Origin of the sequence: Acinetobacter sp. YH01010 (assembly GCF_013420775.1) — a bacterium.
Lineage (GTDB): Bacteria > Pseudomonadota > Gammaproteobacteria > Pseudomonadales > Moraxellaceae > Acinetobacter > Acinetobacter amyesii.
The window spans coordinates 82,313-103,317 of sequence record NZ_VOYF01000002.1 but is presented as its reverse complement, the minus strand read 5'-3'; the positions used below and the strand labels follow the sequence as shown (position 1 = coordinate 103,317).

Genomic DNA, 21,005 nt, shown 5'->3' with positions numbered 1-21,005 from the left:
CCTGACACTTCAAATGCGAAAAATGATTTAAAGTGAGTTCTGCAGATAATCAATATATTGCTGAATGAGTTCTTCATTGCGTGAAAAATACGACCATTGACCATATTTCTCGGCTTGAATTAAGCCCGCCTGTTGTAACACAGACAAATGATTAGACATCGTAGACTGCGAAACATTACCGAGTTTTTCGATATTGCCAGCGCATACACCACGATTAAAGCCGCCACATTGTTCTTCTGACAAAAACTGTTCTGGTGTTTTCAACCATTCCAAGATTTGACGTCGAGTCGGATTGGCAAGTGCTTTAAAAATTAAATCAATATCCATAATTTAAACGGGTTTAATTAAATAAAAATTTGGACAACAAAGTTCTATTCAGCATCTTGAATACACTATATCGTATTTTTTCGATTTTTATATCGATTTTTCTAGATATATTGATCAAGAACAGATAGAACTTTGTTTTCTATATAAATTTAAATTACAAACCTTGTTTGAGGCTGGCTTCAATAAACTTATCTAAATCACCATCAAGTACTGCGCCGGTGTTCGAACTTTCCACACTGGTACGTAAGTCTTTAATACGCGAGTCATCTAAAACGTATGAACGAATTTGGCTGCCCCAACCGATATCTGACTTGGTGTCTTCCAACGCTTGTGCCGCATCATTACGTTTTTGCATTTCAAGTTCGTACAATTTTGCACGTAACTGTTTCCATGCATGGTCACGGTTGGCGTGCTGTGAACGTTGGTTCTGACATGCCACCACAATCCCTGTTGGAGCGTGAGTTAAACGTACCGCAGAGTCTGTTTTGTTAATGTGCTGACCACCCGCACCAGATGCACGATAGGTATCAGTACGTACATCAGCTGGATTGATTTCAATTTCAATATTGTCATCAATTTCAGGCGATACAAAAACCGCTGAGAATGAAGTATGGCGACGATTACCCGAGTCAAAAGGTGACTTACGGACTAAACGGTGTACGCCAGATTCTGTACGTAACCAACCATATGCATACTCACCTTCTACACGGATCGTTGCAGACTTAATCCCTGCCACATCACCATCAGACTCTTCCATCACTTCTGCTTTAAAGCCATGACGTTCAATCCAACGTAGATACATACGCAGTAACATGGATGCCCAATCCTGTGCTTCAGTACCACCAGAACCCGCTTGAATTTCGACATAGCATGGGTTCGGGTCCATCGGATTACTGAACATACGACGGAATTCTAATTTCGCAAGTTCTGCTTCCGCTGAAGTTAACTCTGCTTGCACATCCGCAAGTAAGCTTTCTTCCTCTGCTTCAACCGCAAGATCCAACATCGCTTGGGCATCTTCTAGTTGAGTTGAAAGCCCTTCGAGCACGTTAATGACGTTTTCGAGTTCACCTTTTTCTTTTGCCATTGCTTGCGCACGGCTTTGATCATTCCAAATTGCTGGGTCTTCCAGCTCACGTAGAACCTCTTCTAAACGCTCTTTTTTCAGATCGTAGTCAAAGATACCCCCGTAATGTTTGACCACGGTCGTTTAAGTCTTTTAGCTGTAATAGATACGGATTAATTTCCACGTGAATTACTCTCAATCAAAAATTTGGCTTAAATAGCCGCCTATTATATCACAGAGCATTTGCACAGTTTCAGCCAGATTGATCATCCAAATCATTGACTTTAATGTACATAATATGAACAATACGCTCGCATTACTATTTATTACATTTTTTTTACAACAATAATGTTTCGAGGGTTTTATGAAAAAGACATTACTTGCACTAGGATTAGCTGTTATCACTTCATCAACTTTTGCTTATGACGGCCAAGTTGATGGCGGTTTTACTTATACAGATTGGGACAATGATATTATTGATACTGATAATACATTCAATCTTACAGGTACTTTGTATTTTGACTCAGTACAAACTGGTAATGGTCCATTAAATGAAGCTGCTTTTCTAGGTCATAACAGCAACGTCTATGCGCAATATGCTTTTAATCGTAAAGAAAGCGTTGATTATATTGCATTTGATGAGTCTATTTCAGAATTTGGTTCAGGCAAAGATGAACAAGATACACATTCGATTTCGGCGGGTATCGAATACTACTATCAACAATTTTATGTAAATGGTGAAATTGGTACTTCTCGAGTTAAGTACAAAGAAAACTATAAATTCCCAAGTTGGTCAGGTTCTGATAAAGACGACTATGATGTAACGACTTATCGTGCATTGGTTGGCTTCTTACCTGTTTCTAATTTACTTTTAGCTGCTGGTGTTGACGGCGTTAAAGTTGAAGATGGTGATGACGATAACCGTTTTGCTGTAAAAGCAAAATATGTTGCGCCTTTGAACAATGGTCAATACATCAACCTTGAAGCAGATGGTGCTTTTGGCGACGTTGATTCTGCAACAATTGGTGCAGACTATTACTTCGACCAAGCTTTTAGCGTGGGTGCAGCTTATAACATCGTTGATGATGGTAATGAAGACACGGATTACTTCGCTATTCGTTCAAAATATTTCCTTAACCCGAACCTAGCAATCGGTGGTCAAGTTGGTTTTGGTGATGACGTTCAAGCGTTCAACATCAATGCAACTTTCCGTTTCTAATTTCGTTTGAATTAGAAGTTTGCTAAAAAAGCACCTCTATTTTGCGGTGCTTTTTTCTTTTCGATGTAATATTTACTTTAAAAAAAGTCCAGTTATTGACCAAATAACCCACAAATTCATATTATCTACACAGTTTTAATAAAACAAAACATTATAAATAAATACATACTTTTCAATATTTTAAATAATTTTAATTACATAAAATTACCGAATTCACAGTTCCGCAACTTTGCAGCGATTGACCATCTTTAAAAATTCTCTAGACTAAAACTTGTAACAAAAAATGTATTAAATTTAGCCAAACAATTTAGAGGGGTAGTTTCCATGAAAAAACTCGCAATTGCTTCAGCACTTCTTTCTGCACTTGCTATTACAGGTACAGCTCATGCTTATCAAGCAGAAGTAGGCGCTTCAGCTGGTTACATCGACCCAGATAATGGAAGCTCTGGCAGTGAATTTGGTGTAAACGGTACTTATTACTTCAACCCTGTTCAAACGCGTAATGCTCCTCTTGCAGAAGCTGCATTCTTAAACCGTGCAAGTAATGTAAATGCACATGCAACTTTCGCTGACCGTGGCGATGTTGACGACAATACTTATGGCGTTGGTATCGAATACTTTGTACCAAACTCAGATTTCTATGTATCTGGTGATGTAAGCCGTAATAATGTCGAAGTTGACACTCCATTCGGCACAGTAGACAACGATACAACTTACTACGGCGCTGAAGTCGGTTATCTTCCTGCACCAGGCTTCTTAGTTGCAGCTGGTGTGAAAGGTTGGGATAACGATGAAGATGATGGCGTAGATCCAACTTTACGTGCTAAATACGTAACAACTTTAAGCAATGGTAAAGACATCAACCTTGAAGCGGGTGCAGCATTCGGTGATCTAGATGAATTCAATCTAGCAGCGGATTACTTCATCGACAAAACATTCAGTGTTGGTGCTGACTACTACAACAACGATGTCACTGATCGTAACGAAGTAGGGATCAATGCACGTAAATTCTTCAACCAACAAGTAAGCCTTGAAGGTCGTGTTGGTTTCGGTGAAGTTGGCAACAATGACTACAATTCATTTGGTGTAGCAGCGAAATACCGCTTCTAATCCATTGAAGTCAAAACCATAAAAAAACCGCTCTTCTGAGCGGTTTTTTTATTTGCCTGTAAAAATAGAATTTATTGAGCCAAGTGTAGAACTCTCAATTGAACACTGACATTTCCTCTAAATTCATTTTTATCGAGTTCGTAGACCAAGCGGATTTGATCTTGCATAGGATTAAATTCATATTTTTCTGCCGCATTAAATGCAATTGCGTCCACCATTAAGCCATTATCTAAAGCAAGTTTTAATTTCAGATGCACATCTTTCAACCAACGATAATCTAAAACTTTAAATAGGCCTTCATAGACCGGTGCAGGAAATTTTTGTCCCCATGGACTTAAATTTTGCAAAAGATCGACGGTTTCGACATTAATGGCCGAATCAGGCAATTCACCATCTGTCCAAATAGTCGCCTGAAATAAACTTTCATCTTGCTCAGCGATCAGTGCTTCAAAAGCGGTTTTAAATTCAGAAAAATGCTGCTTTTGAATGGTTAGTCCTGCTGCGGCAGCATGTCCACCAAAATGACTCACCAAATGCGGATGTAATTCAGCAATACGCTCAATACTGTCTCGAATATGAATACCTTCGATAGAACGCGCAGAGCCTTTAATATGTACGCCATCCTCATCTGCGGCAAAGACGATTGCAGGTCTATGAAATTGTTCTTTCAAACGCCCTGCAACAATCCCAATCACCCCTTGATGCCAATGCTGTTCAAACATGATCAAGGCTGCAGGTAGATTATCCTGATCAAGCTGAATATGTTCTAACTCAGCCAGAGCTTCCTGTTTAATCTGCCCTTCGACTTGGCGTCTTTCAATATTGAGTTGATTCAACTGCTGCGCAATCGGATAAGCCGTACTTAAATCTGCCGCAATCAGACACTCAATCCCAATATCCATAGTCTCCATACGCCCAGCTGCATTGAGTCGTGGGCCGACCACAAAGCCCAAGTCCTGTGCTTTTAACTGTGCAGGATCACGACCGGCAATATCCAATAATGCACTGATCCCTGGACGACATAATCCTTGCTGTATCCGCTTCAAACCAGCATCGATCAAAATTCGATTATTCAGATCTAGACTTGCAACATCGGCATAAGTGCCTAAGGCCACCAAGTCCAAATATTGGCTGAGATTGGCTGTGGATTTAGCATTTTTTTTGCGCATACTGGCCAAATTTGCCAACACATAAAATGCGACACCAACACCAGCCAAGGCTTTACTTGGAAACTCACATCCCAACTGATTGGGGTTTACCACTGCTTCTGCTTGTGGTGTTTCCTTTGTGGTCAGGTGATGGTCGGTAATGATCACCTGCATACCATGCGCCTGTGCCTGCGCTACACCAGCATGGCTCGAAATACCATTATCGACCGTAATCAGCACATCTGGAGTAAAGCTCACGAAGGCCAAATCGGCAATGACAGGTGTCAGGCCATAACCATACTTAAAACGATCTGGAACCAGATATTCAACATCCGCGCCCATGTCACGCAGTGCCAGGACCATCAATGCAGTACTGGTCGCACCGTCGGCATCATAGTCGCCTACAATGACAATTTTTTTATGTGCATCAATGGCTTGGTCGATCAACTCTATAGCTTGCTGCATGCCTTTTAAGGTCGGGGCATGTAAATGCTTGAGCTTCAATTCCAGTTCTTGTGCGGAAGAAACCCCGCGACGTGCCAATAAGTCCGCAATAAACGGCGCAACGCCCTGAATATCTTCAGGGCGCGTCAAATAGGGTCTTTGTTGAATTAAAAGTTTAGACATTTATGGCATCAGTCGCTGTAGAACCCATTGACCATCCTGTTGTTCATAACTCAAGCGGTCATGTAAACGATTCGGACGGCCTTGCCAAAATTCATAATAATCCGGAACTAAACGATAGCCACCCCAAAACTCAGGTTTCGCCAATACGTCTTTGCTTTCCACTTGATCATGCAAATTTTGGAATCGCTGTTGTAATTCTTCACGACTGGCGATAACACCACTTTGTGGAGTGCTAATGTGTGCTGCGATTTGGCTGTCACGCGGTCGTTTGTGGTAATAATCCGTCGATTCTTCAAGAGAAATCTTTTCCACACGACCACTGACCCGAATTTGACGTTCCTGCTCTTGCCAATAAAACAATAATTCTGCATAAGGATTATCGAGCAGATCATTGCCTTTTTGACTGTCATAATTGGTGTAGAAGTCATAACCTGAATGGGTCGCACCGCGCAACAAGACCGTCCGCACGTGCGGACGACCTTGGGCATTTGCCGTCGCCAAAGACATAGCATAGGGTTCATGCAATTGTGCTGCTAAGGCATGGTTAAACCATAATAAAAACTGCTCATGTGGATCACGGTTCACCTGATCTTCATGCAACTCACCTTTTTGATAAGTTAAACGCAGTTCACTTAAGTCCTTAATCACATCATTCATGCAATTTCCCCTCTTGATTTAAGCTGCATTGGCACGAACAGCATCGGCCAAATGATTTGCCAAAGCGGTAACTTCTTCAAGGTCATTACCTTCAACCATGACTCGAATCACCGGCTCTGTGCCTGATTTACGAATCAAGATTCGACCGCGTCCTTTGAGCTGCGCTTCAGCTTTTTCAAACTCGCTCACCAATGCAGGTACGGCGTAGGGGTCAAACATCGCAGCCAAGCGAACATTTACCAGAACGTTTGGTAATAATTCAAAACCTTCCACCAATTCATGTAAGGCTTTACCTTGTTCAACCATCACCGTTAACACCTGAAGTGAAGCAATGATCGCATCACCTGTGGTGCTCTTGTCCAAAGTCAGAATATGACCTGATGGCTCACCGCCCGTTACCCAGCCCTTTTCTTCTAGGCCTTGTAAAACATAGCGGTCACCAACTTTGGCACGAAGCAACGGCACTTTGGCTTGATCTAAAGCAATTTCAAGCGCCATATTGCTCATCACGGTACCCACGATACCCGCAGGCTTTTGACTCGCTTGAGTGGCTAAAATATAGAGAATATGGTCACCGGTAATTTGCTGACCATTTTTATCGACCATAATCACACGGTCAGCATCACCATCAAAGGCAATCCCTAAATCCGCCTGATGTTCAACAACTGCTTTTTGTAAAAACTCAGGATGCGTCGAACCACAGTCTTTATTGATGTTCAAACCATCCGGTTCGTTAAACAGCGCAATCACTTTTGCACCCAGTTCACGATATACCGAAGGACCGACGCTATAGGCTGCACCATTGGCACAGTCCACCACAATTTTTAAGCCTGTCAGGTCAAAATGGTACGGGAAGGTTGATTTACAAAACTCGATATAACGACCATTGGCATCCTTCACACGCACACTTTTACCTAAGTTTGCTGGGTCTTCGATCACCAAGTCATTTTCAAGTTCTTTGTTAATGGCTTCTTGAATTTCATCCGGCAATTTTTTACCTTCGCTCGAGAAGAACTTAATGCCATTATCAAAATAAGGGTTATGCGACGCCGAGATCACGATGCCTAAGCTAGCATGTAATGCACGAGTTAAATGGGCAATTGCAGGTGTAGGTAATGGCCCCAACAAATGAACATAAACACCTGCTGCGTTTAAACCAGCTTGTAACGCTGACTCTAAAATATAGCCCGATAATCGGGTATCTTTACCTAGTACAACGATGGGCTTTGCTTTTTTACTGTATTGTTTTAATACTTTACCTGCGGCAAATCCTAGTTTTAATGCAAATTCAGGGGTAATAGGCAATTCACCGAATTTGCCACGAATGCCATCTGTACCAAAATAACTCATGTTGTACTCACTTCTTAATGGTGATCTTAATCATCACTTTTTACTGCAAATACTTTACACCAAAAACAAAAAGGCCGTCATATTAATGACGGCTTTTTCGGCTAAAAGCTACTAAATATCAACCAACACGGTAGTTTGGTGCTTCTTTAGTAATAGTCACGTCATGTACGTGAGATTCAGACATACCTGCCGCAGTAATTTTGACAAACTGTGCATTTTTACGTAAGTCATCGATCACCGCAGAGCCGGTATAACCCATAGATGAACGTAAACCACCCATCATTTGATGAACGATGTTACCCATTGGGCCTTTGTAAGGTACGCGACCTTCAATACCTTCTGGTACAAGTTTTTCAGCACCGGCTTTTGAGTCTTGGAAATAACGGTCAGCAGAACCTGTTGCACCTGCCATCGCACCCAATGAACCCATACCACGATACGCTTTGTAGTAACGACCTTGGAAGAATTCAACTTCGCCTGGTGCTTCTTCCGTACCCGCCATCAATGAACCTACCATGATGGTACTCGCACCTGCACCAATCGCTTTTGCCATATCACCAGAGAAACGGATACCACCGTCTGCGATCAATGGAATTTGGTCTTTCAGTGCATTGGCAACGCTGTCAATCGCAGAGATTTGCGGCATACCAATACCAGCAACGATACGTGTAGTACAGATTGAACCTGGGCCAATACCCACTTTCACTGCATCTGCGCCAGCATCTAATAATGCAAGAGCTGCATCACCAGTCGCGATGTTACCGCCAATCACTTGAACTTGTGGATAGTTGGCTTTTACCCAACGTACACGTTCAATTACACCTGCAGAGTGACCATGTGCTGTATCAACAACAATCGCATCAACACCTGCTTCCACCAATGCTTCTACACGGCTTGGTGTTTCTGCACCTGTACCTACTGCAGCGCCAACGCGTAAACGACCTAAGTCATCTTTGCAGCTGTTTGGATAGTTTTCAGCTTTACGGAAATCAGTAACCGTGATTAAACCTTTCAGTTCGTTGTTGTCATTTACAACAAGGACTTTTTCAATACGGTGTTTTTGAAGTAATGCTTGGATATTTTCTTTTGATTCGTTTTCACGAACAGTCACCAAACGATCATGGCCTGTCATGATGTTACTAACAGGTTGCTCAAGATTGGTTTCAAAACGAGTGTCACGACCAGTAACAATACCCACCACTTGACCGTCTTTCACCACTGGTACACCGCTGATGTTATTTGCTTGAGTTAAAGCAATCAGCTCACGTACAGTCGTTTCTGGTGTAACGGTAATTGGGTCTTTCACCATACCTGCTTCAAATTTTTTCACGCGGCGAACTTCTGCAGCTTGTGCAGCAATATCCATGTTTTTATGCAGGATACCGATACCACCGTTTTGCGCCATTGCAATTGCCATACGTGATTCAGTCACAGTATCCATCGCAGCAGAAACAAGTGGAATATTCAAATTGATGCCACGTGTGAAACGTGTCTTAAGAGAGACATCTTTTGGGAGAACAGTAGAATAGGCAGGGAGTAATAAGACATCATCAAAGGTTAGGGCTTCTTGAACGATGGTCAACATAACAGTCTCGCTGGTAATTTCCGTGAGCCATTATATACAAATTTCCGTTCAATTTTCATTTTAATTGCGGCAATTCTTTACGGAGTTTTCAATATTAACTATCGAATATGCTGTTTTCAGCAAGAATACACTGAGGGTTAGTCAGCAACTTGTTCAATACAGGCAGAATCCGAAGACTCTACCGCTTAATTTCAATAAATTTATTCTGGAACTAAAGCCTTAACTGACTTGATCGAAATCTTCATCATTTTCAGCGTTATGCAGTGGAATACTGATCAATGGAATCATTTGATGCGCGATGCGTGCTTTATTACATTGCTCATCAGCTATCTGCACACTTTTACATGTGGAACTCCGAGCCTCGTACACCCTACAACTCACTGCTTGCCCAATTTTCCCACCCAAAGCGATACAACGAGACTGTGTTTGATTGGTGCCCGCCATACATGAATACACGGCATTAACCGGCTCAGTATAATGTTCGGGCATATTCAGCCCTTCTGCCCAATAAAAAGAAACGCGATAGTGGGCACAACATGCTCCACAGGTTAAACATGCATCCTGAGTCGGTATTTGAGACAACATTTTTATCTATTCTCGTCATCTAAAAGCTTATTTTATGGACGAAAAATACTAAAAAATGTTATCTGCAAACTCAATTATTTTTTCTGAATTTTCAAGTCATTATACTGGGCAAGTAAAGACTGTTTCATCCATTAAATCGACACCACACTGCAAGGTTTCGATCCAATCTAAGAATTGGTTGATCTGTTCTTTACCAATAAATGGCGTGCCGTGCTGCGGTACGATCATTTCCACATCCATCGTCCGTACCATGTTGACCCACAGACGGATCACTTTGTTCGAACACATATAGCGCTGATGGAAGCCTTTCATTTTAGGAATATGAGCGGCAAAATTTTCTAAAGGTTTAGAGGCATCATCCACCATAGATGCGCCCATATCCCCTGAGAATAAAATTTTGGCAATCGGGTCATAAAATTGGAAGTTACCAACCGAATGTAGGAAGTGTGCAGGAACAGCCACCAAATGGCTGTTGCCTAATGGAATCACCTGCCCATGATCTGGCAGTTCGATCAGACGATCCAACCAGTTGCCTTTCATCCGGTCACTCATAAATGCAGAGTTTAAATGCGGTAAGAAACGCGCCCACAGCTTAGATGCCACCACTTTGGCGTCAGTATAAACCAACCAACGTGGCATCGAGGTAATAATGTCTGGGTCCTGATGCGAGGCCATCACATAGTCAAGATTGGTCAAACGGGTATATTTATTCAGTTCCATAGTCAGTGGGACATAAGTCAAGTCACCACCCGGATCGAGCACCGCTGCGCGCTCATTATCCAAAATCAGGAACTGGTTCGCCTGTACGCCCTCGCCTTTTACCAAACTGGTAAAGCTAATACATTTATGCTTTCCATCATCATAAAGTACCTGTGATGTTGTGCGTTCGAAAGCCATTCCCATTCCCCAAATTTTTTATCAAAAAATATATATTCTATAGGTGAATAACATATATTTATTTAGGGAAACTTACAATAAATATTCAGTCAATATTATCTGAAATATCAGTGAATTGGGTCTCATTTATTGGCAAATAATCCTGAGTTTTTAACTCAGGATTTCATGTATTTTTAATATGGTGAGATCATTATTTAAAATAAATAGTGTTGTGCCAACGCAGCCAAACCAATCACCAAGAATACTAGGGCGCCAATTTTATGAATCAGTGAAATCGGTAGTTTTTCAGCTAGCTTGTTCCCAATAAATACCGCTGGCGCATTAACTAACATGATGCCTAGCGTCGTCCCCAAAGTCACCCAGCCAATACTGTCAAAGCGTGCAGCCAGTGCAACAGTGGCAATTTGGGTTTTATCTCCAATTTCAGCCAAGAAGAACAAAACGAAAGTGGCGGTGAAAACCCCATATTTTTGCCACTTATTGATACTTTCAGATTCATCATCCAATTGATCGGGGATCAACATCCACACCGCCATAGCAATAAAGCCCAGAGAAACGATCCACAATAAAACGGTTGGACTTAAAACAGTGGTAATCCATTGACCCAACACAGCAGAAACCCCGTGGTTCACCACAGTCGCGAGGAAAATTGCAATTAAGATCGGAACGGGTTTACGAAAACGTGCAGCAAGCAGTAAAGCAAGTAATTGTGTTTTATCGCCCATTTCTGACAGGGCAACAACAGCAAGGGAAATGAAGAAAGCGGTTAACATGGTGCATTTCTCTGGCTAGCAAAAACATATACCGATGACTTATCCCTCCTGCTAGCCAATGTGCAGAGTGATAAATCAAAGGTCTTGCCAACAAAAGAAAGCTACGAAGAGCTCATTTGGTTCTTTGCTATGATGACCATGCTCGTTTTAGAGCAAATATGTTGACCATCACCTTTTTACTTTGCGTAAAAAGCGGCTACTCCCCAATGAAGTAATGCTATTCTAGCGAGGAATGCATGTTTTCGCAATTTTAATTTTCGATGACTCAATTTGATATGCAAAACAATAATCAAAAATTTCAAGAATTTATTCAACACTATATACATGTGCAGGATGTATTAATCATTGCAGGCGGCCCGTCTCAGCTCAGTTTTGACTTAACCACCATTCAGCCCTCAAAAAAGCTGCTGATCATTTGCTGTAATCAGAGTTTTCTTCAACTTTCTCAGGCTCAGATTGCCCATCATTCAGACTATGCATGGTGGTTACAGTATCAACCCATGCTCAAAGCCTGCTTTCAAGGTGACATCATTAGCGGATGTGGTTTAGGTCACAACCGACCATATCCTGAACATGAAGTAACCAACCTTAAAACCGCGCGTATCGATACCCAAGCGGAGTTATTTCATTCCCCACACTATGTTTATGGTAATAATTGTGGCCTTCAAGCCTATTCAGTCGCACATCTCTTTCAACCACAGCGTATTTGGCTGATGGGCTATGACTTTCAGCACCAACAAGGTCAAACACATGCGTATAAGCATCAACATGTGCAAGAACTTGAGCATTATGAAAAGTTTTGGGGCTTATTTTTAAAAGACTTCCAACGCTTTGAACATTTAAGACAAAAGCTTTGGTCGACGGCGCACCCACATCGTACACTTCCACTCACTTATAACCTCAATGCAAACTCAGCATTAAAGCTCTACCCTTCACCCATTGAACTTCCTGATTGGCTTTGTCAGTCCACCACCACGACGCCATAAAAAAACCCTGCCAAAGCAGGGTTCATTTTGAAACTTAAACAGGTCAGATTAGATCAATAAAGTTCGGATATCTTTGAGCAGCTTCGTCAGCTTATTGGCAAAACGTGCAGCATCCGCACCATTAATTACACGGTGATCGTATGACAATGACAGCGGCAGCATCAAACGTGGATCAAAGCCTTCACCATTCCACACCGGCTGCATAGTTGCAGGTGAAATACCTAAAATCGCCACCTGTGGCCAATTAACCAGCGGTGTAAATGCCGTACCACCAATTGAACCCAGACTGGTAATGGTAAAGTTCGCACCTTGTAGATCTTTCGGCGACAGTTTTTTGTCACGTGCTTTTTGACTCAGTTCACCCAGCTCAATTGCAATCTGCTTAATCGATTTTTGATCTGGATTACGCAGTACAGGCACGGTCAAACCATCAGGCGTTGCCACGGCAATCCCCATGTGGATTTCATTGCGTAACAATACTGACTTGCCATCATCAGACAAATGACCTGCAAATTCACGCTCTTCTTTCAACAAGTAAGCCACTGCTTTGATGATGAAGGCCATAATGGTTAAGCCAATACCTTCTTTCTTAAAGTTGGCTTTTAAATCATTACGCCAAGCTTCAAGATCGGTAATATCCGCAGCATCGAACTGCGTCACTTGCGGGATAAAATTGTTTAAAGACAATTGCGGAATCGACACTTGTTGTAAACGTGTCAAAACTTTCTCTTCGACACCACCAAAAGCATCAAAGCTTGGCAATTTCGGTAAGCCTGAAACCTGTGCCACAGCTTGAGCTGCAGGTGCAACTTGCGGAGTGGTCAAACGGGTTTTTACATAAGCGAATAAATCTTCTTTCATTAAACGCTCATGCGGGCCAGATGCTTTGACTTCTGCCAAAACCACACCTAATTCACGTGCAAGCTTACGAACGGCCGGACCTGCATACACTTTGGCATTGGCAGCATTTTGCTCTTTGGTGAGCTTATCTGCGCCTTGTGGTTGCGGTGCTGCTGCTTCAACTTTGCTTTCAGCTTTAGGTGCAACTGTCGCAGGCTGTGCTACAGCTGGTGCAGGTGCTGCAACAGCTTGACCTTCGGCTTCAATCGTCACTAAAGCGACGCCTTCAGAGACACTTTGCCCTAACTGAACATGAATCGCGGTGATTTTACCAGCGGTAGAGCTTGGTACTTCTACCGTTGCTTTGTCTGATTCCACCACGATGATACTTTGGTCTTTTTCAACCACATCACCCACAGCGACTAAAATTTCAGCCACTGCTGCTTTATCAACACCTAAGTCAGGCACCGCAATTTCTACAGGCCCAGACGCCGCAGCCGTAGACGGCGTTGGTGTTGCTTCTGCGACAATGGGTGCAGCAACAGGCTGTGCAGTTTCTTGCACAGGAGCCGATGCAACCGCAGCAGATGAAGCCGCCGTTTTCACAGTTAAAATCACTACGCCTTCTTTCACTACATCGCCAGCACTGATCGTGATCGATTCGATACGGCCTGATACAGTACTTGGAACTTCGACTGTCGCTTTGTCTGATTCCACCACGATAATACTTTGATCGACATCAATCTCATCACCAACAGAGACCAAAATCTCACTCACCGTAGCTTTCTCTACGCCAATATCAGGGACTTGCACATCGATACTTTGCGACTGAGTAGCATTGGCTGCAACAGGTGCTGCTGCAGCTTGTTCTGCTTCCACAACCGGAGTTGGTTCTACTGCTTGGTCTTCAGTTGCATTTTGTACTGGCTCAGCGGTAGCAGTACTTTGACCTTCTGATTCCAACTCGATCAGCACAGCACCTTCAGCAACACTGTCACCCAGATTAACTGCAATGCTTTTCACCACGCCTGCCGAAGTGCTTGGCACTTCAACAGAGGCTTTGTCAGACTCTAACAACACAATGCTGTCATCAACGCTAATGGTGTCGCCGACTTTCACTAAAATCTCAGCGACCGTTGCTTTATCTACACCAATATCAGGAGTCGTAATTTGCATGATTAGTTCTCCTCTTTGTAGTCAGCCACAGCATGCAGTTCCGGCGTTTCTTGCGGAGCCCATGCCACTGGACGGTCAGTATCTAGTTCAAAGCTTGAGATGGCATCTTTAACTAAACGTGCATCAACTTCGCCTTCATCCGCGAGTTTTTTCAATGTTGCAACCACAATATGTGCGGCATCAACACCAAAGTAGCTACGTAAGTTGCCACGTGTATCTGAACGACCATAACCATCTGTGCCTAATGCCACGAATGGACGATTGTCTGGAAGATAGGCACGGATTTGTTCGCTATATGCACGCATGTGATCGGTTGCCGATACCACAATACCGTCTTTTTCACGAAGTAATTGAGAGACCCAAGCTTCTTTCGTATCTTCAGCCAACGGATGTAAGCGGTTGTATTCTTCACACGCCATACCATCACGAGCTAATTCGTTAAAGCTAGTGACGCTCCACACGTTTGAATGAATTTGATATTCATCACGAAGGATTTTCGCCGCTTTAATCACTTCACGCAGAATCACACCTGAACCCATCAACTGAACCGTTGCTTTCTCATCTTCTTCGAAGAGATACATACCACGTTTAATGCCTTCTTCAGCACCTTCAGGAATAGCAGGGTGTTCGTAGTTTTCATTCATTACTGTTAAGTAATAGAACACGCGCTCTTGGTTCACGTACATACGTTTTAAACCATCATGTACGATCACTGCCAACTCATAACCAAAACATGGGTCATAAGAGATACAGTTTGGAATCGTATTTGCCAAGATATGTGAATGACCATCTTGATGCTGTAAACCTTCACCATTCAGTGTTGTACGACCCGCAGTTGCACCCAACAAGAAACCTTGTGCCTGCGCATCACCTGCCGCCCATGCAATATCACCAATCCGTTGGAAACCGAACATCGAGTAGTACATATACATCGGAATCATTGGCAAGTTATTGGTCGAATAACTGGTCCCTAACGCAGCCCAAGCACTCATCGCACCCGCTTCGTTAATCCCTTCTTGTAACATGTGACCATCTTTGGCTTCACGATAGTGCATCAACTGTTCTTGGTCTTCAGGGGTATATTTTTGACCATGCGCAGCATAGATCCCCAACTGACGGAACATACCTTCTAAACCAAAAGTACGGGCTTCATCTGGTACGATTGGCACGACACGGTCTTTAATGGCTTTTTCTTTCAATAACGAAGAAATCAAACGCACCATCAACATAGTCGTCGATTGTTCTTTACCGCCACTGCCTTTCAGTACCGCATCAAACACAGACAACTCAGGAATCGCCAGCTGCTCACTTTCTTTACGACGTGCAGGTAAATAACCACCCAATGCCTCACGACGCGCCTTCATGTATTTCAATTCAGGTGAGTTTTCGCTCGGACGATAGAATGGCACTTCTTCAAGCTGTTCATCGGTAAATGGCAAGTTGAAACGATTACGTACGTATTTCAACGATTCAAGCTGCATTTTCTTGATTTGATGCGTCTTGTTGACAGCTTCAATCTCTTCCGACAAACCATAGCCTTTCACTGTTTTCGCAAGGATTACGGTTGGCTGACCCGTTTCCTTCATCGCTTCGGCATAAGCCGCATACACTTTGAATGGGTCATGACCACCACGGTTCAGGTTATCAATATCTTCATCGCTTAAGTTGCGCACCAACTCTTCAGCCTCAGGATACTTACCAAAGAAATGTGCACGCGTATACGCACCGCCTTTCACTTGATAGCGTTGGAAGTCACCATCAACCGCTTCTTCCATCACCGCTTTTAAGGCACCTGAATCATCTTTTGCCAGTAGCGGATCCCAATGACGACCCCATACCACTTTAATTACCCGCCAGCCTGCACCACGGAACAATGATTCAAGTTCTTGAATAATTTTACCATTACCACGAACTGGGCCATCTAGACGCTGTAAGTTACAGTTCACGACCCAAATCAGATTGTCGAGCTTTTCACGACCTGCAAGTGAAATGGCACCTGTACTTTCAGGTTCATCCATTTCACCATCACCGAGGTAAGCCCAAACTTTACGGTTTTCTTCTTTGATCAGGCCACGGTTCATCAAGTACTTTTGAATGTGTGCTTGATAGATCGACATGATTGGGCCTAGACCCATCGATACGGTTGGGAACTGCCAATAATCTGGCATCAAATATGGATGTGGGTATGAAGGCAAACCTTTACCGCCAACTTCACGACGGAAATTATTTAAGTGCTCTTCAGTCAAACGACCTTCTAAGAACGAACGTGCATAGATACCCGGTGCACAGTGACCTTGATAATAGATCATGTCACCGCCAAAGCTGTCGCTATTGGCACGGAAGAAGTGGTTAAAGCCCACGTCATATAAAGTTGCAGATGATGCAAAACTTGCCAAGTGACCACCTAAGTCATCACCTGTTTTATTGGCACGCAGTACCATCGCTAAGGCATTCCAGCGGATCAGCGCACGAATACGGCGCTCCATATCCGAATCACCTGGCATAGGCGGTTGTTCTTCAACTGAAATGGTATTTAAGTAAGGAGTATTTAGTCGCTGAATGGGAACGTGCTTAGCAATCGCTTGTTGATAGAGTTTTTCAAGCAAAAATGCAGCGCGGTCAGTTCCCATGTGCTGTAAAACTGAATCAAATGCGTCCTGCCATTCTTGGGTTTCTTGCGCATCTGTATCGCCATAAAACGCCATACTTCACCTATCCTATGTGCTAAATATATGGCTCTATTAGTACCATATTTTGGCTAGGCTCAGTTATCGCCATAGATGAATACGAAATAGCTCTATTATTTATTTACTAAATACTTATTGATTAACAATTACACAAATTTACATTTTTGGGTCAATTTTTGCCATATTTCATACAGACAATATTTTTTTGAGTGATAATTTTATAGTTATTAGCGATAAATAAAAAAGCCATTGTCTGTAGAGGTTCAGACAATGGCTTCGTATACAGATGTTGTATGCGCTTATGGCAACATCGCTAAATACGTCGATGGGTTTTTACGTTGACCATCTTTCACTACTTCGTAATGCAAATGTGGGCCAGTACAACGACCAGTACAACCAACGTTAGCAATATGTTCACCCGCAGCAACACGGTCGCCTACACGTGCAATTAAGCGTGATGCATGTGCATAACGTGTCAGGTAACCGTTACCATGGTTGATTTCAACATATTGGCCATAACCTGTGCCCCAGCCAGATTTGGTTACAATGCCTGGACCTGTTGCATAAATAGGCGTACCGCTTGCCGCAGAAAGATCTAAACCTGAATGATTTTCTGCACGGCCACCCATGGTACGGCCACCATAGTTTGAGCTCACGCGCTTCATGTCTGGAAGTGGGTGGGCAATTAACCATGAATATGGATTATTTGAACTTGCTGAATAGTTTTTAGAGGAAGTGCTTGAACCGTATTTTTTTGCGATTGTCGCATTGTTGAGTTCAATTGATTTTTCACGAATTTGAACATTCAACTTCGTTTCAGCTGGAACATCAATATCATTGCTTTCAGAGTAAGCACCTTGAGACAAGGTGCGAGTTAACTGTTCAATACGATCTGATGATGAGTCTGCTTGATTTAATTCAACTAAATCTGCAAAAGCGACTGAAGCGGCCGAAGCTGCCAATGAAAACGCCAATAAAATACGTCGTAAATGCATAAAAAACCTCTATAAACTGTTCTCTTTTGTTCCTTGTGTGATTTCGTCCTTGATATCAGCCAAAAGGAGCGCATAAGATTAAGACATAAACATGTAGGAAATATGTATGTCAGAACCTGTCAACGTCTTTCAACCAACAAGAAAACACATAAAAACAGGAAACTTGTCGTTTCTCTCAACGCAAGTTGCTGTATGGCAGAAACTTACGAAAATTGTTCAACCGCTATTGCCCCAACCGGATCAATGGCAAGTTGTTTGTTATATAAATGGTGTACTTATATTAACTGGAGAAAATCAGGCACTGATTAGTCAGTTGGCCTATTTGCAAAAGCAATATATTGCACAATTATCACAAATATACGAATTCAAGGATTTGCACAAGATTCAAGTCCGTCTGAGAACTCCGTCTCCAACGCCCCATTCCCCTGAAAAAATTTCAAGAACCCTCAGTACAGAAACTCAGGATTTACTCCGTAATGCTGCTGACTTTGTGAGCGACCCTAAGCTTAGCCAAGCAATGCTGCGTTTGGCAAGCAATAAAAAGTAACCACCCAGTTGTAACAGACAAATTTGAATGCTCAGAATGTGACAGACTTAACACTTACAAATGATACAATATAACATCACCATTATAAGACAATGACTTATGTCACATTCACATAACTAATTGGGCAATCATTAATGTCATCAAATGTTACAATTTCATAGCTATCTGGATCACTTTTGACATTGCGTAATAACTGATTATTTAATGCATGACCTGACTTATAGGCATCATATTTCGCAATAATTTGATGACCGAGCAAGTATAAATCACCCACAGCATCTAATATTTTGTGACGAACAAACTCATCCGAGAAGCGTAAGCCCTCTTCATTGACCACACCATTGTCATCTACACCAATGGCATTTTCGAGACTCGCCCCTAAAGCCAAATTATTAGCTTTTAGGTAGTCCAAATCTTTCATAAAGCCAAAAGTCCGCGCTTCACTAACTTCATAGACAAATGTTTCGGTTGAAAAGTCGATTGTTGCCGACTGAAATTCTTTCTTAAATGCAGGATGGTCAAAATCAATCGTAAAATTTAATTGGAAACCGTCATGGGGTTGGAAGGCAGCACGTTTATCATCGATCAGTGCTTCGACAGGTTTGCGTATTTTTATGAATTTTTTAGGTGCATTTTGTTCTTGTAGTTCACCTTGCATAAGCAAATAAATGAACGGGCCGGCACTCCCATCCATAATTGGCACTTCAGATGCCGACACTTCCACAATCAGGTTATCAATCCCTAAACCAGCAATCGCACTCATAATGTGCTCAATTGTGCCCACCTTGGCGTTTTCTTGCACCAAGTTAGAACACATGAATGCTTCTTGAATCAGCATAGCATCAGCTGGAATATCAATCGGTGGATTTAAGTCGATACGACGAAACACAATGCCCCCATCGGCATGATGTGGCACAAAGTTAATCATCACTTTTTGCCCACTATGCAGTCCGATGCCACTCGCTTTCACGATGCGTTTCAGGGTACGTTGTTTCAACATGTGTCTTCTATCATCAGTTCACAAAACCGCTATACGTTAGCATATTTAGCCATTGATAAAAAACAAAAAGGTAGCTGATCAGCTACCTTTTGTAATCAATAGACACTTAAGTCATTGAATTTGTTTTATTTACGTTGCTGATTTTTCAAGTAGTCTTGAATACTCATTGGCGTAGGGCGTGAATTCGATGCTGACGCCGCCGCAGCCGCCGGAGCAGCTGCTTCATTGTGCTGACGTTGAATCGCTGGTACATCATCTTCATCTACAGGTGCTTGTGCAGAAGCGACTGTACGCGTTGCTTGTGCGACAGGGCGTTTCACTGGCTCAGCAGAATCGGCAGAATTACGAGTTAAACCCGTTGCGATCACCGTTACACTAATTTCATCACGTGCATCTGGATCAAATACCGTACCGTAGAACACTTGACCTTCATCAAGATCCACAATTTGGTTCACCACATCAGTGATTTCTTCAATTTCACCGAAAGTTACATCATCGCCACCTGTAACATTAATCAAAATGCCTTTTGCATTCATGATGGTCACGTTATCTAACAACGGGCTACGGATCGCTTGCTCAGCAGCTTGACGCGCACGGTTTTCACCACGACCAGAACCTGCACCCATCATTGCGTAACCACGTGTACTCATGGCAGTTTTCAAATCGGCGAAGTCAAGGTTGATATGACCCGGACGTACCACCAAATCAAAGATACTACGCACCGCATTTAACAATACATCGTCTGCTTTTTTGTAAGCATCTTTCATTGAAATATCGCGGAATACTTTAAGTAGACGTTGGTTCGGAATAATAATCAGAGAATCAACATGTTGCTCAAGTGCTTCAATACCTTTCTCAGCAGATTGCTGACGACGTTTACCTTCAAAGTTAAACGGAGTCGTCACCACACCTACCGTTAAGATACCCATTTCTTTGGCAATTTCAGCAACAACTGGCGCAGCACCGGTACCTGTACCACCACCCATACCTGCAGTCACGAACACCATGTCCGTACCTTCAAGGTGTTGGCGAATCAACTCACGGCTTTCTTCAGCAGCAGTTTGACCCACTTGTGGATTTGCACCTGCACCCAAACCACGCGTACTTTGCTCGCCGAGTTGGATTTTAAATTGTGCATTCATGCGGTCGAGTGCTTGTTTGTCTGTATTGGCACAAACAAATTTTACACCCTCGATATCTGATTCCAACATGTGTTGCACAGCGTTACCGCCAGCACCACCTACACCGAATACTGTGAAACGGGCTTGACCGTTGCTGTCGCTTTGATCATCTTCTAAAAATTCAAATGAGGCCATGCCTAAAAAATTCCTAATCCATAATTGGCAGACACTTCAGCCCGTATACTGCCTTGATCTTAATAAAAATTGTTTTTTAGAATGCTGTCCAAGTTCCAGCTTGTCAAGTACAAG

General features: G+C 42.7%; 18 protein-coding genes and 1 riboswitch. Of the genes, 4 read left to right on the top strand and 14 right to left on the bottom strand.

Going from position 1 to position 21,005, the window contains the following annotated elements; genetic code table 11:
- Positions 1-27: 27 nt before the first annotated feature.
- The gene (locus FTT77_RS02250) at positions 28-327 is read right to left on the bottom strand and encodes a helix-turn-helix transcriptional regulator (protein WP_078190555.1); all 300 of its coding nucleotides are present in this window, start codon (positions 325-327) and stop codon (positions 28-30) included.
- 154 nt (positions 328-481) lie between these two features.
- Positions 482-1,577 (bottom strand): peptide chain release factor 2 gene (gene prfB / locus FTT77_RS02245; RefSeq protein ID WP_111884474.1). Its coding sequence is split into 2 segments (ribosomal slippage): positions 482-1,504 and positions 1,506-1,577, totalling 1,095 coding nucleotides; the frame shifts between segments, so codons are not numbered across the junction.
- Positions 1,578-1,757: 180 nt separating this feature from the next.
- Here prfB and FTT77_RS02240 point away from each other — a divergent pair.
- Complete coding sequence (locus tag FTT77_RS02240) at positions 1,758-2,612, top strand: putative porin (protein WP_180108853.1); 855 nt, start codon at positions 1,758-1,760, stop codon at positions 2,610-2,612.
- A 324-nt stretch (positions 2,613-2,936) separates the two neighbouring features.
- Positions 2,937-3,722, top strand: coding sequence for a putative porin (locus tag FTT77_RS02235; protein ID WP_078193204.1), 786 nt, complete (start codon positions 2,937-2,939; stop codon positions 3,720-3,722).
- A gap of 71 nt (positions 3,723-3,793) precedes the next feature.
- On the opposite strand, the gene recJ is transcribed toward FTT77_RS02235, so the two are convergent.
- The 7 genes from recJ to FTT77_RS02200 form a co-directional block, all read right to left on the bottom strand.
- Positions 3,794-5,497, bottom strand: a complete 1,704-nt coding sequence (recJ, locus tag FTT77_RS02230; protein WP_180108854.1) for a single-stranded-DNA-specific exonuclease RecJ — start codon at positions 5,495-5,497, stop codon at positions 3,794-3,796.
- The gene (gene pdxH, locus FTT77_RS02225) at positions 5,498-6,154 is read right to left on the bottom strand and encodes a pyridoxamine 5'-phosphate oxidase (RefSeq protein WP_180008778.1); all 657 of its coding nucleotides are present in this window, start codon (positions 6,152-6,154) and stop codon (positions 5,498-5,500) included.
- Between the two features lie 18 nt (positions 6,155-6,172).
- Positions 6,173-7,504 (bottom strand): phosphoglucosamine mutase, encoded by a 1,332-nt coding sequence (gene glmM / locus FTT77_RS02220; RefSeq protein WP_111884469.1) that lies wholly within the window; start codon positions 7,502-7,504, stop codon positions 6,173-6,175.
- A 118-nt stretch (positions 7,505-7,622) separates the two neighbouring features.
- Positions 7,623-9,089 (bottom strand): IMP dehydrogenase, encoded by a 1,467-nt coding sequence (gene guaB / locus FTT77_RS02215; RefSeq protein ID WP_078190562.1) that lies wholly within the window; start codon positions 9,087-9,089, stop codon positions 7,623-7,625.
- 219 nt (positions 9,090-9,308) lie between these two features.
- Positions 9,309-9,674: a YkgJ family cysteine cluster protein gene (locus FTT77_RS02210; RefSeq protein ID WP_180108855.1), complete on the bottom strand. Its 366-nt coding sequence runs from the start codon at positions 9,672-9,674 to the stop codon at positions 9,309-9,311.
- Between the two features lie 99 nt (positions 9,675-9,773).
- Positions 9,774-10,571 (bottom strand): MBL fold metallo-hydrolase, encoded by a 798-nt coding sequence (locus FTT77_RS02205; RefSeq protein WP_078190564.1) that lies wholly within the window; start codon positions 10,569-10,571, stop codon positions 9,774-9,776.
- Positions 10,572-10,765: 194 nt separating this feature from the next.
- Complete coding sequence (locus FTT77_RS02200) at positions 10,766-11,344, bottom strand: TMEM165/GDT1 family protein (protein ID WP_180041739.1); 579 nt, start codon at positions 11,342-11,344, stop codon at positions 10,766-10,768.
- Between the two features lie 74 nt (positions 11,345-11,418).
- A riboswitch (yybP-ykoY riboswitch) is annotated at positions 11,419-11,561 on the bottom strand.
- A 58-nt stretch (positions 11,562-11,619) separates the two neighbouring features.
- Between FTT77_RS02200 and FTT77_RS02195 the strand changes: the two genes are divergently transcribed.
- On the top strand, positions 11,620-12,330 hold the full coding sequence (locus tag FTT77_RS02195; protein ID WP_180108856.1) for a methyltransferase type 11: 711 nt from the start codon (positions 11,620-11,622) through the stop codon (positions 12,328-12,330).
- A gap of 48 nt (positions 12,331-12,378) precedes the next feature.
- Here FTT77_RS02195 and FTT77_RS02190 read toward each other — a convergent pair whose 3' ends face one another.
- The 3 genes from FTT77_RS02190 to FTT77_RS02180 all read right to left on the bottom strand — a co-directional run bounded on the left by FTT77_RS02190 (position 12,379) and on the right by FTT77_RS02180 (position 18,028).
- Complete coding sequence (locus FTT77_RS02190) at positions 12,379-14,346, bottom strand: 2-oxo acid dehydrogenase subunit E2 (RefSeq protein WP_180008774.1); 1,968 nt, start codon at positions 14,344-14,346, stop codon at positions 12,379-12,381.
- 2 nt (positions 14,347-14,348) lie between these two features.
- Positions 14,349-17,051 (bottom strand): pyruvate dehydrogenase (acetyl-transferring), homodimeric type, encoded by a 2,703-nt coding sequence (gene aceE / locus FTT77_RS02185; protein WP_180041745.1) that lies wholly within the window; start codon positions 17,049-17,051, stop codon positions 14,349-14,351.
- A 281-nt stretch (positions 17,052-17,332) separates the two neighbouring features.
- A complete protein-coding gene (locus FTT77_RS02180; protein WP_078190569.1) occupies positions 17,333-18,028 on the bottom strand; it encodes a M23 family metallopeptidase in 696 nt (231 codons plus the stop codon).
- 106 nt (positions 18,029-18,134) lie between these two features.
- Here FTT77_RS02180 and FTT77_RS02175 point away from each other — a divergent pair, with 106 nt between their 5' ends.
- Positions 18,135-18,575: a DciA family protein gene (locus FTT77_RS02175; RefSeq protein WP_168379402.1), complete on the top strand. Its 441-nt coding sequence runs from the start codon at positions 18,135-18,137 to the stop codon at positions 18,573-18,575.
- 97 nt (positions 18,576-18,672) lie between these two features.
- On the opposite strand, the gene lpxC is transcribed toward FTT77_RS02175, so the two are convergent.
- On the bottom strand, positions 18,673-19,575 hold the full coding sequence (gene lpxC, locus FTT77_RS02170) for a UDP-3-O-acyl-N-acetylglucosamine deacetylase (protein WP_180063028.1): 903 nt from the start codon (positions 19,573-19,575) through the stop codon (positions 18,673-18,675).
- A gap of 125 nt (positions 19,576-19,700) precedes the next feature.
- Entirely contained in the window at positions 19,701-20,891 is a 1,191-nt protein-coding gene (gene ftsZ, locus FTT77_RS02165) for a cell division protein FtsZ (RefSeq protein ID WP_168379400.1), read from the bottom strand.
- Positions 20,892-21,005 lie beyond the last annotated feature (114 nt).

What these genes read in the sequence shown, in the direction of transcription:
- FTT77_RS02250 (WP_078190555.1), bottom strand. Translation starts at nt 327, where the DNA reads ATGGATATTGATTTAATTTTTAAAGCACTTGCCAATCCGACTCGACGT.
- FTT77_RS02240 (WP_180108853.1), top strand. Translation starts at nt 1,758, where the DNA reads ATGAAAAAGACATTACTTGCACTAGGATTAGCTGTTATCACTTCATCA.
- FTT77_RS02235 (WP_078193204.1), top strand. Translation starts at nt 2,937, where the DNA reads ATGAAAAAACTCGCAATTGCTTCAGCACTTCTTTCTGCACTTGCTATT.
- recJ (WP_180108854.1), bottom strand. Translation starts at nt 5,497, where the DNA reads ATGTCTAAACTTTTAATTCAACAAAGACCCTATTTGACGCGCCCTGAA.
- pdxH (WP_180008778.1), bottom strand. Translation starts at nt 6,154, where the DNA reads ATGAATGATGTGATTAAGGACTTAAGTGAACTGCGTTTAACTTATCAA.
- glmM (WP_111884469.1), bottom strand. Translation starts at nt 7,504, where the DNA reads ATGAGTTATTTTGGTACAGATGGCATTCGTGGCAAATTCGGTGAATTG.
- guaB (WP_078190562.1), bottom strand. Translation starts at nt 9,089, where the DNA reads ATGTTGACCATCGTTCAAGAAGCCCTAACCTTTGATGATGTCTTATTA.
- FTT77_RS02210 (WP_180108855.1), bottom strand. Translation starts at nt 9,674, where the DNA reads ATGTTGTCTCAAATACCGACTCAGGATGCATGTTTAACCTGTGGAGCA.
- FTT77_RS02205 (WP_078190564.1), bottom strand. Translation starts at nt 10,571, where the DNA reads ATGGCTTTCGAACGCACAACATCACAGGTACTTTATGATGATGGAAAG.
- FTT77_RS02200 (WP_180041739.1), bottom strand. Translation starts at nt 11,344, where the DNA reads ATGTTAACCGCTTTCTTCATTTCCCTTGCTGTTGTTGCCCTGTCAGAA.
- FTT77_RS02195 (WP_180108856.1), top strand. Translation starts at nt 11,620, where the DNA reads ATGCAAAACAATAATCAAAAATTTCAAGAATTTATTCAACACTATATA.
- FTT77_RS02190 (WP_180008774.1), bottom strand. Translation starts at nt 14,346, where the DNA reads ATGCAAATTACGACTCCTGATATTGGTGTAGATAAAGCAACGGTCGCT.
- aceE (WP_180041745.1), bottom strand. Translation starts at nt 17,051, where the DNA reads ATGGCGTTTTATGGCGATACAGATGCGCAAGAAACCCAAGAATGGCAG.
- FTT77_RS02180 (WP_078190569.1), bottom strand. Translation starts at nt 18,028, where the DNA reads ATGCATTTACGACGTATTTTATTGGCGTTTTCATTGGCAGCTTCGGCC.
- FTT77_RS02175 (WP_168379402.1), top strand. Translation starts at nt 18,135, where the DNA reads ATGTCAGAACCTGTCAACGTCTTTCAACCAACAAGAAAACACATAAAA.
- lpxC (WP_180063028.1), bottom strand. Translation starts at nt 19,575, where the DNA reads ATGTTGAAACAACGTACCCTGAAACGCATCGTGAAAGCGAGTGGCATC.
- ftsZ (WP_168379400.1), bottom strand. Translation starts at nt 20,891, where the DNA reads ATGGCCTCATTTGAATTTTTAGAAGATGATCAAAGCGACAGCAACGGT.